Source organism: Cohnella cholangitidis, from assembly GCF_014107495.1.
Classification (GTDB): Bacteria; Bacillota; Bacilli; order Paenibacillales; family Paenibacillaceae; genus Cohnella; species Cohnella cholangitidis.
On the sequence record NZ_CP041969.1, the window covers coordinates 5,322,664 to 5,339,340 of the forward strand.

Sequence of the window (16,677 nt, forward strand, 5' to 3'; positions counted from 1 at the left end):
AAGGAGCCCGGTGTGATGGAAGTCGTACGATTGAGGACCGACATATACAAATTCGTCATGAAGCTGATCGTCAAATCGCTTTATAAACCTAAGCTGCTCAGAACGAAAGAAATCATCGGATTCGTCATGGAACCGATGGATTATTGGCGGATTCAGGAGATTCCTCAAGCGCTGAGCTATATTAGGCTCAAAGGGGGAGAGAAGGTTCTGGATATCGGCAGCCCGAAGCTATCCTCCCTGTACTTGGCTTCGACAAGCCGATCGGACATTCATTCGACGGATCTGCTGGACTATTTTATTCCGGATTACGAGAATATCAAAAAGCACCTGAACCTGGAAAACCTCATTAACGATACGGCAGACGCAACGAAATTGAAATACGAGAACGGGGAGTTCGACTATGTCTTCTCCATTTCCGTGATCGAGCATATTTTCAGCGACGATATCGCCATGAAGGAAATCGCGCGGGTACTAAAGCCCGGCGGGCTTGCGATCTTCACGCTTCCGTTCCATTCCGATGCCGTCGACGAATATCATGACGCGCCATATTGGTCGGAAGAGAAGGGGAAGGTGTTCTACCAGCACCGATATAACAAGGAAACGCTGGAGCAACGGATCATCGTTCCGTCCGGACTGCGAACGAAAGAAATCAAGTATTTCGCGGAAAGGCCGATCGGAGAATTAAAACTCGTCGACGGGGTGCTGACGGAGAATATTCATCACGTCAAGAAATACACGGAGTTTTTCAAAAAGATCAAGATCCCGTTCGTGTCCAGCCTCATTTCCTTGCATTACTGGCGAAAATATCAATACGATATCCAGAATCCGGATCAGAATACGAGATGTATTTTGCTGGTGTTGGAGAAAGCGGGGAACGAACCGTGCTGAAACTGGACATTACTCCCATTCATCTGTTCGGGGCTACCTGTTACGAGGATACGATCATAACGGTCGCCAACTGGTGGGATTTGGAATACCTATTAGGCTTTATGGAGAGTTGGAGGTTCGAATACAGAAGACGGGAAGACGAAGCCGATGAGAAGCTCGGCGACCGGATCCGGTATTCGACGACCTATGAAGTGAACCGTTTCCGGGATTCCGTCGGCATCGAGGTCAAAGCGCTCAGGTACGCGCATTTCGATGAGGCGATCGCGAAGATCAAGGAGGAGATCGCCGACAGGAAACCGGTCGCTATTTATATCGACGGTTTCTGGGCGCCATGGGATCACATCTATCAAAAAGAACATTTCCTTTATCACGCCTGTATCGCGATCGGATTCGACGAATCGAACGACAACCTGATTTGCATCGATCCGTTCCATGGCATTTTTCACGAATTGGAGCTTCCGCTTGATCATTATCGGAAGGGCTTCGGTTCTACTCTTCTCGTCTTTTCCCGATCTCTTTCGTCCGATGCGGCCTCGCAATCGAATTGGCGCGATTCCTTAAGCCGGACGATCGCGACGCTGCGCGGAGAGGGGCAAAGCCCAAGCCAAAGCAGTTTTAAGGCGTTAGAGTCGTTCGCCGACGATATCGAGAACGACATGGATCTTACGAAGGAGTTCGACGACATCAACAGCATATGGAAGTCTTCCTTGTATTTAAGCATCGAGACGGCCATTATGGGCAGAGTGAAGTTTCTGAACGTCATCCATCATCTCGCCGTCAAGCATAATGACGAGGAACTGCATGCCTTTCACGACCGTTTCGAGGTCGGAATCAACAAGTGGCAAGTATTCAAGAACAAGCTGTTGAAAAGCTACATGACGAAAAATACGGGAGCGAACGCCTCGTTAGCGAAATTGGTGAGAGAGCAAGCGAAGCTGGAACGGCAATTAGCCGAAGAGCTTGAGGACATCGTCTCCGGGTCAACCGCATCCGTACGCGATCCGTCGCTAGGTTGCGAAGATTTGGCGTTAAGCGCGGTCGTAACCGCTTCATCGTCGGAAGTCAGATACCCCGCCTCGAATATTAACGATGGACTGTTCTACACGGAATGGCGGGCGGAAGGCGAAACGAATTCGGCATGGGTGAAGTTGGAATGGGAAAGCGCGCGAACGGTAAATCGAATCGTGATCAGGGATTCGCCGAACCAATACATGAACCTTAACGGCGGCCGGTTAATCTTCAGCAGCGGCTATTCCGTCGAAGCAGAGGGTATTCCGACCGACGGGACTCCCAAAGACGTCCGGTTCCCCGCGCAGAAAGCGACCTGGGTCATGTTCCATACGACGGGCTGCGCGGGAAGTTCCGATCGCGAAGCGGGAATCGAAGGATTGGGCGTGAGCGCCTGCATCAACCAGATCAAAGCGTTTTACGATGTTCCGCAGACGGGAGGGAATTCGGTTTGAAACGGAACAAGCTGTTCCTTAACCCTTCGCCTTCCATATGCGGTTACGCGTCGCATGCCAAGGCGCTTGCGATCCTTTCCGTGGACGACGATTATTTGCCTTGGTATTACAGCAACTATATTCAAACCTGCTGCAAGAAAGACTTTTCCACGGAAGCCGGCGTGCCGTTCGACTTCTTCATCGCCGTGAAGAAGGATTACAATTATTATCTGAACAATCCTTGGTTGTTCTCGCAAGTGATACGGCGGGAGCTGCTATCCTGGTTATCCGGCGACGACTTGATCCGGTTCATCGTTCAATGCATCGACAACGGTTTTTACGTCGATCTGTTCATGAACGAATTTTATGTCCCTAATCGGGCTCCTTACCGGGAGAGGGACTATTATCACGACAATTTGATCTTCGGCTACGATGCCGACAATGAAAGCTTTGATCTGTTCGGATTTAACGGCCGTTTTTTCGCGACATCCGTTCTCTCCTACGAGGAGTTTCTGGCCGCATACCGCTCTTGTCCGATAGAGAAGTTCTACAAATCCTTTTATTTGTACCACGTGGAGAAAATTCGAGGCGGTTCTCCCGACGAGACTTATCAATTCGATGCGGGGTTCGTGGTCCAGTCGCTGCGGGACTATGTGAGATCAACGAATTCATCCGTTCACTTCGCGTATTTCAATAATCCGACCGCTTCCTTTGCTTACGGCCTGGATTGTTATGCCTCTTTGCACGCGAATTTGAGAGAAGAACCTCACCGGTACGACCTGAGACCGCTGCAAATTTTATACGAGCATAAAAGCGCCATGGTTGAACGCTGCAAATATTTGTTCGACATCGGGCTGATCGGAGAAAAGGATTACGCCCAATTCGACAGGCGTTTCCGCGAACTGAGGAAGCAATCGGTCACGTTAAGGAACTTGCAGATTAAAAACAAGCTGAGCTCCAGAAACGATTTTTCGTTTTTATCAAGCCTGCTGGATATGCCGGAAATAGAAGAAAGGCTGTTGATCGATCTCATTCACGCGATTAAATAAGGAGGCTGCGTTATGAGCGACGCACAGGACAAAATTTTGGATATTATCAGCCGGGTCTGCAAGAAGGAACGGATGACGTTGTCTAAGGATACCGATATGGGCGATTTGGATTTCGATTCCATGACTTTCGTCGAAATCGTGCTTCTAATGGAAGAAGAGCTCGGATTAACGATTCCGGATAACGATCTCGCCCTGGAAAGCTTCAGAACCGTGGCCGACTTCGAGGCGGCGGCGGTCATATGGAAACAACGCTAGAGGTTCAAGCCATAAAGTTAACGGACGAAATTGACGATGCCTTGTTCAACCGGCTTCTCGATTACTTAGACGGAACGAAAAGGGAAAGAATCGCGAAGCGCGGCAACCGGGAAGATGCCAAACGTACGTTGATCGGGGATTTGATGATGCGAAGGCAAATATCTAGCCGGCTAGGAATCGCGAATCGGGACATCGCCATGGCGTATAACGCATTCGGAAAACCGGTGCTTCCTCATTCGGAGGGGATCCACTTTAATGTCTCCCACTCCGGGGAATGGATCGTATGCGCATGCGACAATCGCGAAGTAGGCGTCGATGTGGAACAAGTTCGGCCGATGGAATTGAATATCGCCAGGAGATTTTTCCACCCGTCCGAATTCGCTCAGCTCATGGCGGTTGAAGATTCTCGCAGGTTGGAGCTGTTTTTCAAGTTATGGACTTTGAAGGAAAGCTATATCAAGGCAATCGGTAAAGGGCTGTCGCGTCCGCTGAATACGTTCTCGTTCGATTTGACAAGCGGGGTTCCGACGCTAGATTCCGGCATTGGCGAAGACGAAGGGGATTATTACTGCAAACTGTACGATTGGGACCAACATTATCTAGTCGCCGTATGCTCGCGGTCCGCTCTCCTGCCCGACGCGATCGACAGGATGGAATTGGTTTCCTTTTGCCGCGAAGTTCTGGAGCATCCGGCGAATTGAGCGGCATAAATTTTACCATTTAACTCCATACTGTGTGGAAGAGTCGAATGAATGACCGACCGTACATGATGGAGGTTTTGCAAAAATGAACAGGAAGAAGACAACGATCCGATTTACAATGGCGGTTATCCTGTGCGCGGGATTGCTGCGCGGGGCTAATCCGGCCCAAGCGGACGAATTGAACCCCTTAGAGGTGAACAGGTCGGCCAATTCCATATCCCGGCAAATAGCCGTCGTTATCGACGATTTCGGTAACGGAATGAAAGGGACGGAGCAAATGCTCGATCTGCCGATCAAGCTGACGGTCGCCGTCATGCCTTTCCTCCCCACGACGAAGCGGGATGCGGAAGCAGCTCATCTTAAGGGCCATGACGTCATCGTCCATCTGCCGATGGAACCGGTCAGAGGCTTGCGAAGCTGGCTCGGCCCAGGCGCGATAACGACGGATCTGACGGACGAGGAAATCCGCAAACGGGTCGAAGCGGCGATTGCGGAAGTTCCTCACGCGATCGGGATGAACAACCATATGGGTTCCAAAGCGACGGCGGATAAGCGGGTCATGCGGGTCGTGCTGCAGGTATGCAAGGAAAAAGGGTTGTTTTTCCTCGATAGCCGCACTTCCTATAAAACCGTCGTTCCGAAGATCGCCGAAGAGGTAGGGGTTGCCACGCTGCATAACGATGTTTTCCTGGATGACGTCTACACCCAGAACCACGTGCTGCATCAGATTTCCGTCGTAAAGAAATTTCTGACGAAGAACGAACGCTGCATCGTCATCGGACATGTCGGAGCGCCTGGTCTTCACACCTCCAAGGTGCTGAAGAATGTCATTCCGGAATTGCAAAGCAAAGCCGTATTCGTCAGATTGACGCAGCTGCTTCCGATGCCCGAGCCGTTCAATCAAGGGCAAATGGAAAAGTAACCGACGATGCCGCTTGCGATGGCGGCGGCAATCCGGTTCTGTCCGGGGGCAGAAGTCAGCATCGTCCGATCGTCCGGATCGTTCAGGAAAGCCGTCTCCACGATTACGCTAGGCACTTGTACTTGATTAAGCAAATAATACTTGTTAGCCACTTGCGGCAGGCGAAACTTGTTCTGCTGCTGATTTAAGCTGTTCTGGATCAAGCTTGCCAGAACGGCGCTGCGGCCTTCGTCCTGATGAATGACGAGCGGTCCTCTTTTCTTTCCTTTGGACCAGTTCACGTGGATGCTAACGAATACGGAAGCACCGATCTCGTCGGATAAGCCTCGGCGTTGGGACAGATCGCGCCGATGCCTCGACCGGGTAAGATGCCAGCGGTTGTCGTCGCTAAGAGCGTAATCGCCGGTCCGGTTAAGTATGACTTTGAGGCCTTGGCTGCGAAGCAGCAAATAAAGCTTGCGGGAGATCGCCAAGTTAATATCCTTCTCATAAACGTCGTTCCATAAAGTTCCGCTATCGATTCCCCCATGGCCGGCATCGATGATCACGTCCGCGGTAGGCAACGCTCTCTTCACGTGCGGAGGTTCGGATCCGCGTTGCCAGCCGGTAAGCATGAGGACAGCGATCGCGATCAACATAACGCGATACAATTCGGCTTCGCCTCCGTTCATTCATTACGTCTCGATGGAATACATCCCTTCAAACGTTAGCGTGGCACAAATCCGTCAGCCTCATACAAGAAGCAAGGAACGTTTTGCTTTCGGTAGCGGGACGGGATTGCGAAGCGGCAGTTTCGGGCATGCTATAGCCAAGGAGGCGATTATTGATGGATAGCTCTGAATACTTGAAGTACGTGACGGAGAAGGTCGTTAAATACATGGACCCGTCCGAAGAAGAGGAAACGAAGCCGAGCAGAAAAGCGAGCCGCGAGCCGTGGTTAACGAGATGGTTCGGACTTGCTCCGCTGGGGCTTATGATGTGGTGGGGCGCAAGAACGCACGGAAAGAACGAAACGCACCCGGAGGCGCGTTCCATGGATTCGACTTCTTATCGATAAAAGAGACCGTTCTTAAGCAAAGTATTTACGGGGATGAACCGGATTCCTTCCATATCCATCGCCATATCCAAGCGGCCGTTCGACCAACGCTGATAACCGATGACCGGAACAGCGTAAAGCATGGTATCGCCGAACGGCTCCGTTACATAGCGCAATTGCTGGTTGTCGTTTAATCTTTGCTGCAATTTGGAGGCGTCTTTCGCGGGGAAAGGCGCCTCTTTGGTGAGCCAAGGGAGCCTCTCGTAGACATCGAACGGTTCGTTAAGCCGGAGTTTAGCTGGTTTCAATTCCTCTTTAACGATTAAGCCCAAGGAGGAATCGGATTCGGGAAACATGATCTTCCATTGCATGCCGTCTACCGGTAACTGCTCCGCGGTTTTGGCGTCCAGCCATACTTTTTCCTTGCCGACCGACACTTCCCATGCGGCGGCGAACGGGTGAACGTAATGCTTGACCGCTGAGAACGGTTGGTCGTCTTCGGATAGCAAGCCGTTCTCGACAAGCGATTGCTTCAATCGTTGCTGGGAGAATAGCGCGTAAGGACCTACGCCGTACTCCCCGAGTTGGAAAGACCCGTCCGTAACGGCATGAACGACCATATATCCGATATCCTTGCCTTCTTTCGTAAATAAAACGAGCCAGCTGTGCGTGCCCGGTCCGAGCGCTTCGATCTGCGGATCGGCCGTTTGCCACGCTTTGAAAGGCTTTTGCTCCGAGAGACGGGCAACCCATTCCCGAACTTGCCGTTCCAGCTTCGAGGGATTGGGGTCCCGATCGGCTTGTTCGTTGGATGCCGCGGCGATCGGTTGCATTGGGAACGAGCCTATAAACAATGAAAAGAGCATCGCGGCAAGCAAAAATGTTCGCGCTCGCGGCCTGAAGGATTGCGGACGGACGGACAAGGCTCATCACCTGCATTTTGTTGGAGTAAGGTAAGGATTGACGCATTTTCGCTCTAATTGTAAAGGACTGGCTCTGCCGAGGCTGTTATAACGTGTCAGCGCCTAGAACGATTCCCGGTTCTAATTTTGCCGATTATGGGCGTTTTTCCGCTCCCGGCATCTAATGTATGCCGGGAAGGTGAAAAATTCCGCAGTTCATGACGGTTACGGATACTCTCGGACGATATTGCCAATCGATCTCGGCTTCTCTTTGCCGGAATCGGGCGGATAGCGCCTCCTTCTGTTCCGTCTGGTCGGGATGCGTCATGTTATCGAGCATCGGACGATAGTATTGCCGGATCCGTTCAAGCTCGTCTTGACGTCGTTGCTCCGCTTCCGCGGCCCAGCTGAAATCGGTATTTTTGAGCTTGCGTTCCATCGACAGCTCTAACTGATTCATTCCTCTGCGCAGAGACAATCCATTCTTCAACAGATGAACATTGGAAGGAAGACGAGGGGTCAACCGCCTGTCTTTCAGCGTTTCCATAAACTTCTCGTTAATAACCCCGGTCGCCAGGGAGATTCCCCAACCGTACAGTTCCTCGCGTTTCATGTCGCATTCGAACCCGACTTTGAAGTTGACGCCAAGCCATGCCGTATAGGGATGGGAGCTCAGCGGATCGATTCTGTTGCGCGGCGGCTCTTCGAACAGAGTGACGCATCGTCCGCCAAGCAAGGCCGAGCCGAATAGCTGATACAGTCTTCTCGAACCGAAATACACGTCTTCTTGAATGACTCTGCCCGATTCCGTCATCACGTAAGAGACGGGGGACGCGTTTGCCCGATCCGCCATGGAAGGGCTCTCGAACGACCAACGGTAGGTCATCGTTTCCGGAACGGCTCCCGTCCGGTCGATGAAGCTCCAATAATAAGGGCGGTTCGATAGCGCCCGATCCGCGTCCGGCGACAGCTTGACCGTAACTTGGCTAAGGCTCTTCTCGATAAAGTGGCATCCGGTAGAGTCCAAATAGGAGACGACGAATTTCTGGACTTGTTTGGGATTCATGGTTGATTCCCCCGATGCAGTTGATTTTTCGTTGCGAGCAACGTGTCTCCGAGTCCGTCGATCTTCTTCTGCAATTCTTCGCCGTCCGCGGATTCCAGCACCATCTGGGCTAATCGGTGCTCCAACGAATCCTCTTTTTCGAAGTGCTGGATAATCTCGTCGAGCTCCCCGATAACCAATTCAAACATATTGATTTTCTCGTGGAGCAGGTGTACGATATGTTCTTCGATCGTTCCCAGGGTGCACAGATTATAGATTTGAACGTCTTCCGTCTGTCCTAGACGGTGGACCCGGCCGATCCTCTGTTCGACCCGCATCGGATTCCATGGAAGGTCGAAGTTAATGACATGGTGGCAAAATTGCAGATTGATTCCTTCGCCCCCGGCTTCGGTAGCGATCATGACCTGAGCGCGTCTGCGGAATAGATCCATCATCCAGTCTTTCTTGCCCCGGTTCATGCCGCCGCGGTATGGAACGGCGGTCAGCCCGTGTTCCTTGAAAAACTTAAGCAAATATTCTTGGGTCGCGCGGTATTCCGTGAAAATAATCACCTTGTCGTTCATGTTCCGGATAAGCTCGATTGTCTTCTCCGCTTTCGTATTCGCCTTAATGCTGCGAATGAGCTCTACGAGCTCCCAGATTCGGGCGCGCAAAGGGGAGTCTTCGGATGTTTTCTTGAACAGGTTAATAAGGGTGAGGAACACGGCGTCGCGGCTCGAGCATACTTCGCGTTGCAGGGTTACTAACGAGAGCATGCTCGTCAAGTCGCCATTCTCCGTCGTGGCATGCTTGCGGACATAGTCGGTGACGCCATGGTAAAGCGCCATCTCCTCGGGAGACAGGCGGAGAGGAACGTTGGTCACGATACGTTTCGTGAACTCGACCCCGCCGTCGCTGCGCCGATTGCGGATCATCACTTGCCCGAGCGCCTCATGCAGCTTGGCCTCGTTCTTCGGAACTCTGCGGTCCGCTACGAAGTTCGCCGCGAAGTCGCCTTCGCCTCCGAGTTGGCCGGGCTTGAGCAGGGTAATCAAATTATAGAGCTCGGAAAGATCGTTCTGGACCGGCGTGGCGGTTAGCAGCAGACAATACTTTTTGCGCAGCTCGTTGATGAACTGATAGTTGCCGGTACGTTTGTTTTTCAGCTTGTGGGCTTCGTCGACGATAATGAGGTCGAACTCGTTGTCGAGCAGCAGTTGGCGATGCGGATCCCGCTTGGCCGTATCCATCGAAGCGACGACGATATCGTTGTCCCACGTATACGCCTTACGCTGCGCTACTGCCGGGATGTCGAATTTGCCGTTAAGCTCGCGAACCCATTGCAGCACAAGAGAAGCCGGGACGAGGATAAGAACCTTCTTCACCAAGCCGCGGATTAAATATTCTTTCAGAATGAGGCCGGCTTCGATCGTTTTTCCCAATCCGACCTCGTCCGCCAAGATCGCGCGACCCCTCATCTCGTGGAGTACTTTGCGCGCGGTATCGATTTGGTGGGGCAACGGTTCGAAATGTGGCAAAAGAGTCAGGCATTGCAAAGCGTGGAAGTCGGTTACGAGCGACGCTTCCTCCGCTTCGAGCGCGAGCTGATACAACGACCAATCGTCCCAAGGACCGTTGCGTTCGACTCGGCGCTCCAACTCTTCGAAAGCCGTTCGGTCCACGTGCATCTCTACGAGAGGGTGAAGCTTGCGCGGCGCGAGATCCGGGGAGTTGCCGGCAGGAGATTTGAAGAGATGAGGAACCGATGGCGTAGCTCCTTCCTCGATATCGGTTACCGTAAGCGGCTCGGGCGACATAGGAGCATCTGGTGAAGCCGCGCCGGACGGAGGGCCGGCAGGAGAAGAGAAAGGGATTTGCAACTGAGTTCCTCCTGAGAGAAAATTTGTCGTTTCGAGCGTAAGCTAAGCATGTATATGAAAGGCTGTAAATCACGATGGAATGCCATGTCTATTCCCTAGTATGAGCAAACGGGACGGATTCAAAACCATGTGCCAATAACTGGGGAAGATTCCGACGAATCGAGCGGATTCTAGCTCATTCGCGGTTTTTCGAGGTTTGTGCTATATGTCCTATGGAAGCACCAGATGTGGTGTAGTATAATAGTATTCGCACACAATATGTTGTACGATTTTACATACACGAAACGTGCTGCGAGCCGTATGGAATGCGCTTTTATTCTGATATTCGGGAGGGTGTACCGGATTGAAAACGATGCAAGCAAGACGGTTGGAAGGATTAAGCGAGAAAATATTTTTGGATCGCTATGCATGGAAGAATGCCGATACCAATGAAACGAAAGTAGGGGACGTCGTCCTCGTGCTCACGAAGGATGATCCTAAGTTTCCTGCCAAAGACGTTGGGGAAGTTATCAAACGCGAAGGACAGAACGTAACCGTTAAGCTGCGGAACGGAGAGTTAGTGCAATCTACCGTCGAGAAGCTGACGTTAACTATTGAGAAGACGCCGGAGGAAATGTGGACGCGGCTCGCCAACGCTATGGCATCCGTGGAAGATTCCCCCGAGAAGCAAAAAGATTGGTCGGAGAAATTCCGCTGGTTACTCGACGATTGGAAGCTCGTTCCGGGCGGACGGATCGCGGCAGGGGCGGGAGCAAGCGACGAGTTGACGTTGTTCAACTGTTACGTAATTCCGTCTCCTCATGACAGCCGCGGCGGCATCATGCAGACGCTGTCCGAAATGACCGAAATTATGGCGCGAGGCGGCGGCGTCGGCATTAACTTGTCTTCGCTTCGGCCTCGCCGTTCGATCGTCAAGGGCGTTAACGGTTCCTCCAGCGGCGCCGTATCCTGGGGCGGATTGTTCAGCTACACGACAGGCTTGATCGAGCAAGGCGGAAGCCGTCGCGGAGCGTTGATGCTCATGATTAACGACTGGCATCCCGACGTCGAGGATTTCATCACCGTTAAGCAGACGATGGGTCAAGTGACGAACGCTAACTTGTCCGTATGCGTAAGCAACGCCTTCATGAAGGCGGTTAAGGAAGACGCGAACTGGGATTTGGTGTTCCCGGATTCCAAGGACCCGGAATACGACGTTCTATGGGACGGCGATCTGGATAAATGGAAGAAACTCGGCAAGAACGTCGTTCATTATCGGACCGTTCGCGCGCGCGACGTGTGGAAGAGCATCATCGAGGGTGCATGGAAGTCTGCCGAGCCGGGCGTCGTATTCATGGAATACTACAACCAAATGTCCAACAGCTGGTACTTCAACCCGATTATTTGTACGAATCCGTGCGGCGAGCAAGGTTTGCCGGCGTGGGGAGTATGCAACCTGTCGGCGATTAACCTATCCAAGTTTTACGATGCGGACAAACACGACGTGGCATGGGACGAATTGTCCCGCGTCGTCCGTTATTCGACTCGTTTCTTGGACAACGTTATCGACAAGACGCCGTACCACTTCCCGGAAAACGAGAAAAACCAAAAGAACGAGCGACGCGTAGGTCTCGGTACGATGGGGCTTGCCGAGCTGATGATTCGGCTTGAGGTTCGTTACGGAAGCCCGGAAAGCATGGACTTCCTTGATAAATTGTACGGATTCATGGCTCGCGAGGCGTATTTGGCATCGACGGAGATCGCGGCGGAGAAGGGCTCGTTCCCTGCATTCGAGGCCGAGCCGTTCTTGCAAAGCGGGTTCATGAAAAATATGGTCGAGGTCTATCCGGAAGTCGGAGAAGCCGTGTCCAAGCGGGGCATGCGCAACGTAACCGTTCTTACCCAAGCGCCTACGGGCTCTACGGGTACGATGGTGGGCACGTCCACGGGAATCGAGCCATACTTCGCTTTCGAATTTTTCCGTCAAAGCCGGTTGGGCTTCGACAAGCAATACGTTCCGATCGCTCAAGAGTGGCAGGACGCGCATCCGGGCGAGACTCTTCCGGAGTGGTTCGTAACCGCGATGGATCTGTCCGCGAAGGATCATATCCGCGCGCAAGCCGCAATCCAGCGTTGGGTCGACAGCTCCATCTCCAAGACGGCGAACTGCCCGTCCGACTTCACGGTCGAAGAGACGGCGGAGCTGTACGAGATGGCGTTCGAACTCGGTTGCAAAGGCGTAACGATCTACCGCGACGGCAGCCGCGACGTTCAAGTTCTTAGCACGGCTAAGGACGAGAAGAAGGAAGAGGCGAAGGCGGAAGCGGCAGTGGAAGCTCCGGCTGCTCCTGCAGCGGTCGCGGAAGCGACTCCGGCGGAGACGTTGAGCGCCGCGCTCAACGTGAGCGTCACGCCGGAACAGAAGCAAGTGTTCGACAAGCAATATAAGAGCCGTCCGAAAATTCTTCGCGGCGCGACATATAAGTACAACACGCCGTTCGGAATGGCGTATATTACCGTTAACGACATCGACGGCACGCCGGGAGAAATCTTCCTGAACGTCGGCAAGGCCGGTTCCGACGTCTTCGCCATGGCGGAAGCGCTCGGCCGCGTCTGCTCGCTGTTCTTGCGTTACGGCGATCACGGAGATAAGGTTCAATTGTTAGTGAAACATCTGAAAGGCATCGGCGGCTCAGGAGCGGTCGGCTTCGGCCCGAATCGAGTCGAGTCGATCGCCGATGCGGTCGCGCAGGCGCTTGAAACCCATGCCGGCATCGTCGATCACGAGCACGCGGCGGCAAGCGAAACTCCGATCGCGGCAACGGCTTACAACGTTCTCTCGGACAAATCGAGAATCGCGTATACGTCGAAGGATTTGTGTCCATCATGCGGATCGGCTTCGTTGCTGAACGTAGAGGGATGCAAAACTTGCGGCAACTGCGGATATAGCAAGTGTTCATAAGAAGAAGAAGAGAGGGATGATTCCCTCTCTTCTTTTTGTTATTTTTTATGTGATATTCCATAATTCTTTAGATTTGTTCCAAAATTGATTAGACGAAAAATTCCACAATTCATTAGAATGTATATTTATACAAGGTTTTGAACAAAAAGCGATCATTAAGGTAGTTGCTACCATGAATGGTCGTTTTTTAAGTCTCAAATGCAACTTCAATAAATAAATCGATTCAGGCAATTAATTGTCATTGGCTTACTTCAGGCTTGGAAAGGAAAAGGAAAGGAACAGTCTCTATGCATTCCGGTACTTATAATTTTGGGGTTAAAATAAAGAAGTGTATGAAATCCATTTTTCAACAAACTAGACGCAGGAACTGACGCAAAGATTTCTCAGAAAGTACCCTGTTTATATGCGCGAACAGAGATTATATCTATAGTCAAGCTCTCATTTGGACATGAACGTAGCAACTTCCTGATATTATTCGCTTCGTCGATAGTTGTTTGGACTTGTTCCAGTAATTTTACGAAACACCTGTCTAAAATGCGTCAAGCTACGATATCCAATATTTCTAGAAATATTTTCTATTCTTAGATCTGTCTCAATTAGCAAGTGGCATGCAAGCTTAATTCGTTTATACTGCAGATAATCTGAAAACCCCATCCCCGTCAGCTGTTGAAACAAGCGAATGAGATGTCGGTTGCTAATTCCGGTATCTGCAGCCAAACGCTCCAAGGTTAGCGGCTCCGTAATATGATTGTTTACGAAGTCAAGTATAGCTGACATCTCCGCACGCCTCTGTCCACTTAACTTGGTACCGCCTCCATTGAATGTCTTTTGTTCTAACAGACGATTAATTCCTACCGTTAGTTCCAAAAGAATTGAGAACATGCTTGCCTCATACCCCGGCTTCATTTCCTCGAACTCCTGATGTAATCTTTCAAATGCACCTCCAAACTGCACAGCTTTGTCTTTAACCGCAAAATGACTCCCTGGTTTGCCACTAAAAATTGAAAGTAACTCGCTACTGGTACCGAGTTGCATTAACCAATTTCTAAGCAAATCTATAAATTCCGGACGAATACAGAGGTTGTAAACAATAAGTCTGTTTTTTCCCGACGAGTCGCTTGGACGCATTATATGGGAAGTACCGACAGGTAATATATATAGGCAACCTGTTGAAGTCCGCTCTACGCTATTTCCAATGTAATGATAACCTTCTCCTGTCATTACATAGATAATTTCAAGGTACTCGTGGTCATGTTCCCGAAGGTCAAAGCCTTCTTTCCAACGATTCACGAAAAGGGGGAACGATCCGAGAAAATGCTCAGAGACCAGTGAGTGATGGACTGTTGCTTTTGCAGCTTTTTTCGGCATTTCGTCAATGGTTTTGTCACTATATATAAGCATAGATGTCATTTCTCCCTGTCCTGGATTTCATGCGATTATTATACAATCATACTTAGAAAAAGTGAAAGGAGTTATCCAATTGGAGCAGTACACAAAAAAGAATGCTGCAACCTGGATCTGGTATCCAGGAGACTTCGAAATTCGGCTGCATGAAAAGATGTCTGTCAAACGTAGGGCACGGGGGGTCATGTATCCGGCATTTTGGCGGCTTGACCGTCATTATTCTAACGTTAGTTTTCGATATTCCTACGATCTGCCGCAGGAGGAACAAATCAGAATTACGTCGGAAGGAACGTTCTCGCTCTTTCTTGACGGGAAAGATAACTACCGTTCGAATGATTCTGTTATTACTCTTCCGGCTGGTAAACATAAAATCACTGTTAGTGTTTTCAATGATGTGGAAATACCAGCGCTGTTGATCGAAGGCGTAAATATTCGAACTGACTCGAATTGGGAGGCTAGTTCCTATCAGAACGATTGGTTACCGGTGGGGGCTTGGAAGTTCGATTCGCCGGAAAACCGTCCGTCGCAATTCCGTCTGGCTGTTACCCCACAGGACCCGGTCTCGGTTGAACTTCGGGATGGCTTCCAACTGCTTGATTTTGGACAAGAGACATTCGGTTACCTGCGGTTTCACAATCTTAAAGGATCCGGTTCCGTGAAGGTCTTTTACGGGGAATCGATCGCTGAGGCTTTATCAACCGAAGAATGTTACAACACGGACTGCTTCGTGGCTAGTGATGAGGCTGCGTATGCTAAGGACGGTATTCTTATTTTGGATGACGCCAAGGCTTTTCGATACGTGTGGATTCATGCAGATCACGGAATTAGCTGGGACCATATTTCACTCCTTTACGAATATGTACCGCTCACATACCGCGGCTCGTTTGAATGCTCGGATTCGAAGTTGAACAAGATTTACGACATGGGGCTATATACGCTGCATCTGAATACCAGGGAGTTTTTCCTTGATGGCATTAAACGTGATCGCTGGGTCTGGTCCGGCGATGCTTACCAGGCGTTTCTGATGAACTATTACAGCTTTTTTGACCTAGATGTAACACGCAGGACACTCATCGCGTTGAGGGGCAAAGATCCGTTCGTCAAGCATATTAATACGATTCTTGATTATTCACTGTATTGGTTCATTTCCCTCTATGATTATTATCTTTATACCGGTGATTCTAACTTCATCAGACAATATTACGACCGTGCTGTAACTTTAATGGATTTCTGTCTCAAGCAACGCGATGAGGAAGGCTTCCTCGAAGGCAGACAGCAAGATTGGGTGTTTATTGATTGGGCAGATTTCAAAAACACAGGTGCAGTAAGCACAATACAGCTTTTGCTAGTACGGAGTCTTGAAGCCATGAGTATATTCGCTAGACTGTTCGGTAACGAACCGGCTGCCGAATCCTACAGTAATCTTGCCGAAGAAATTAAAGTAAAAACGATTCAACTATTCTGGGATGAAGATAAAGGTGGCCTGCTGCACCACCGGGTTAAAGGAGTCACGCAACCTACGCTAACCAAGCACGCGAGCATGTTCGCCATGACCTATAATTATCTCACACCTGAACAACGGGACAGTGTTATTCGTAAAGTCATGCTTAATCCGGATGTTCAGCAGATTCGAACACCGTATATGAGATTTCACGAGATGGCGGTTCTCTGCGATGGAGGACAGCATGATCAGGTAAGGCAGGAGATTCTGTCCTATTGGGGAGGCATGATCAATCTCGGAGCGACGACATTCTGGGAGGAGTTCGATCCGTCGTTAGAAGACGATGCCCACTATGGAATGTACGGGCTAACATATGGAAAGAGTTTGTGTCATGCATGGGGAGCAGGACCTGTCTACTTGTTTGGTAAATATTTTCTTGGTGTTACTCCTACTTCACCTGGATATGAGACCTATCTTATTCAACCGAACCTGGGCGGTCTAGAGTATATAAAAGGGACGGTACCGACCGTCAAAGGACAAGTTAGCATTGAGGTTAACCGCTCAAGCATTCATGTTGAAAGCACCTTTGGGACAGGAGTACTTAACTTCGTCAGTGCCAAATTACCCGAATGCCCTGATAGCGTTGTTCGCTCGATCGGCGGAAATCGTTACGAAATTATGATTGAAGCAGGAAAGAGTCATCTCATTTCCTACAAGGCTGTCATTTGTGACGCATTGAATGATTAGTTATTTGGTTGATTTCCAAAGGAG

The 16,677-nt window shown here is 50.6% G+C and carries 14 protein-coding genes; 9 read left to right on the plus strand and 5 right to left on the minus strand.

The genetic code is table 11. The features are described from left to right. Positions 1 to 15: 15 nt before the first annotated feature. From FPL14_RS24480 to FPL14_RS24505, 6 genes are all read left to right on the plus strand, one after another. Complete coding sequence (locus tag FPL14_RS24480) at positions 16 to 888, plus strand: class I SAM-dependent methyltransferase (RefSeq protein ID WP_182300192.1); 873 nt, start codon at positions 16 to 18, stop codon at positions 886 to 888. Then, entirely contained in the window at positions 882 to 2,351 is a 1,470-nt protein-coding gene (locus FPL14_RS24485) for a DUF7402 domain-containing protein (RefSeq protein ID WP_182300193.1), read from the plus strand. The genes FPL14_RS24480 and FPL14_RS24485 overlap by 7 nt, the downstream gene beginning before the upstream one ends. Continuing rightward, positions 2,348 to 3,379, plus strand: coding sequence for a hypothetical protein (locus tag FPL14_RS24490; protein ID WP_182300194.1), 1,032 nt, complete (start codon positions 2,348 to 2,350; stop codon positions 3,377 to 3,379). The genes FPL14_RS24485 and FPL14_RS24490 overlap by 4 nt, the downstream gene beginning before the upstream one ends. A gap of 12 nt (positions 3,380 to 3,391) precedes the next feature. Further along, positions 3,392 to 3,634, plus strand: a complete 243-nt coding sequence (locus FPL14_RS24495; RefSeq protein WP_182300195.1) for an acyl carrier protein — start codon at positions 3,392 to 3,394, stop codon at positions 3,632 to 3,634. Then, positions 3,619 to 4,335 (plus strand): 4'-phosphopantetheinyl transferase family protein, encoded by a 717-nt coding sequence (locus FPL14_RS24500; RefSeq protein ID WP_182300196.1) that lies wholly within the window; start codon positions 3,619 to 3,621, stop codon positions 4,333 to 4,335. Before FPL14_RS24495 ends, FPL14_RS24500 begins: the two co-directional genes overlap by 16 nt. Before the next feature lie 85 nt (positions 4,336 to 4,420). Beyond that, complete coding sequence (locus FPL14_RS24505) at positions 4,421 to 5,257, plus strand: divergent polysaccharide deacetylase family protein (RefSeq protein ID WP_229263649.1); 837 nt, start codon at positions 4,421 to 4,423, stop codon at positions 5,255 to 5,257. Here FPL14_RS24505 and FPL14_RS24510 read toward each other — a convergent pair. Further along, positions 5,236 to 5,928, minus strand: a complete 693-nt coding sequence (locus FPL14_RS24510; protein WP_229263650.1) for an N-acetylmuramoyl-L-alanine amidase family protein — start codon at positions 5,926 to 5,928, stop codon at positions 5,236 to 5,238. The genes FPL14_RS24505 and FPL14_RS24510 overlap by 22 nt on opposite strands. A gap of 155 nt (positions 5,929 to 6,083) precedes the next feature. On the opposite strand from FPL14_RS24510, the gene FPL14_RS24515 reads away from it, so the two are divergent. Further along, positions 6,084 to 6,314, plus strand: coding sequence for a YqzE family protein (locus FPL14_RS24515; protein WP_182300197.1), 231 nt, complete (start codon positions 6,084 to 6,086; stop codon positions 6,312 to 6,314). Here the strand turns inward: FPL14_RS24515 and FPL14_RS24520 are convergent. From FPL14_RS24520 to FPL14_RS24530, 3 genes are all read right to left on the minus strand, one after another. Beyond that, complete coding sequence (locus tag FPL14_RS24520; RefSeq protein ID WP_182300198.1) at positions 6,305 to 7,126, minus strand: hypothetical protein; 822 nt, start codon at positions 7,124 to 7,126, stop codon at positions 6,305 to 6,307. The two genes, FPL14_RS24515 and FPL14_RS24520, sit on opposite strands and share 10 nt — an antisense overlap. 250 nt (positions 7,127 to 7,376) lie before the next feature. Further along, a complete protein-coding gene (locus FPL14_RS24525) occupies positions 7,377 to 8,261 on the minus strand; it encodes a YqhG family protein (protein WP_182300199.1) in 885 nt (294 codons plus the stop codon). Continuing rightward, positions 8,258 to 9,928 carry a DEAD/DEAH box helicase gene (locus FPL14_RS24530; RefSeq protein ID WP_229264013.1) on the minus strand — a complete coding sequence of 557 codons (1,671 nt, stop codon included), beginning with the start codon at positions 9,926 to 9,928 and terminating at the stop codon, positions 8,258 to 8,260. Before FPL14_RS24530 ends, FPL14_RS24525 begins: the two co-directional genes overlap by 4 nt. Before the next feature lie 544 nt (positions 9,929 to 10,472). Between FPL14_RS24530 and FPL14_RS24535 the strand changes: the two genes are divergently transcribed. Continuing rightward, positions 10,473 to 13,061 carry an adenosylcobalamin-dependent ribonucleoside-diphosphate reductase gene (locus FPL14_RS24535; RefSeq protein ID WP_229264014.1) on the plus strand — a complete coding sequence of 863 codons (2,589 nt, stop codon included), beginning with the start codon at positions 10,473 to 10,475 and terminating at the stop codon, positions 13,059 to 13,061. A 471-nt stretch (positions 13,062 to 13,532) separates the two neighbouring features. Here FPL14_RS24535 and FPL14_RS24540 read toward each other — a convergent pair whose 3' ends face one another. Beyond that, complete coding sequence (locus FPL14_RS24540) at positions 13,533 to 14,471, minus strand: AraC family transcriptional regulator (protein WP_229263651.1); 939 nt, start codon at positions 14,469 to 14,471, stop codon at positions 13,533 to 13,535. Positions 14,472 to 14,541: 70 nt separating this feature from the next. Here FPL14_RS24540 and FPL14_RS24545 point away from each other — a divergent pair, with 70 nt between their 5' ends. Further along, positions 14,542 to 16,653, plus strand: coding sequence for an alpha-L-rhamnosidase-related protein (locus FPL14_RS24545; protein WP_229263652.1), 2,112 nt, complete (start codon positions 14,542 to 14,544; stop codon positions 16,651 to 16,653). Positions 16,654 to 16,677: the final 24 nt, after the last annotated feature.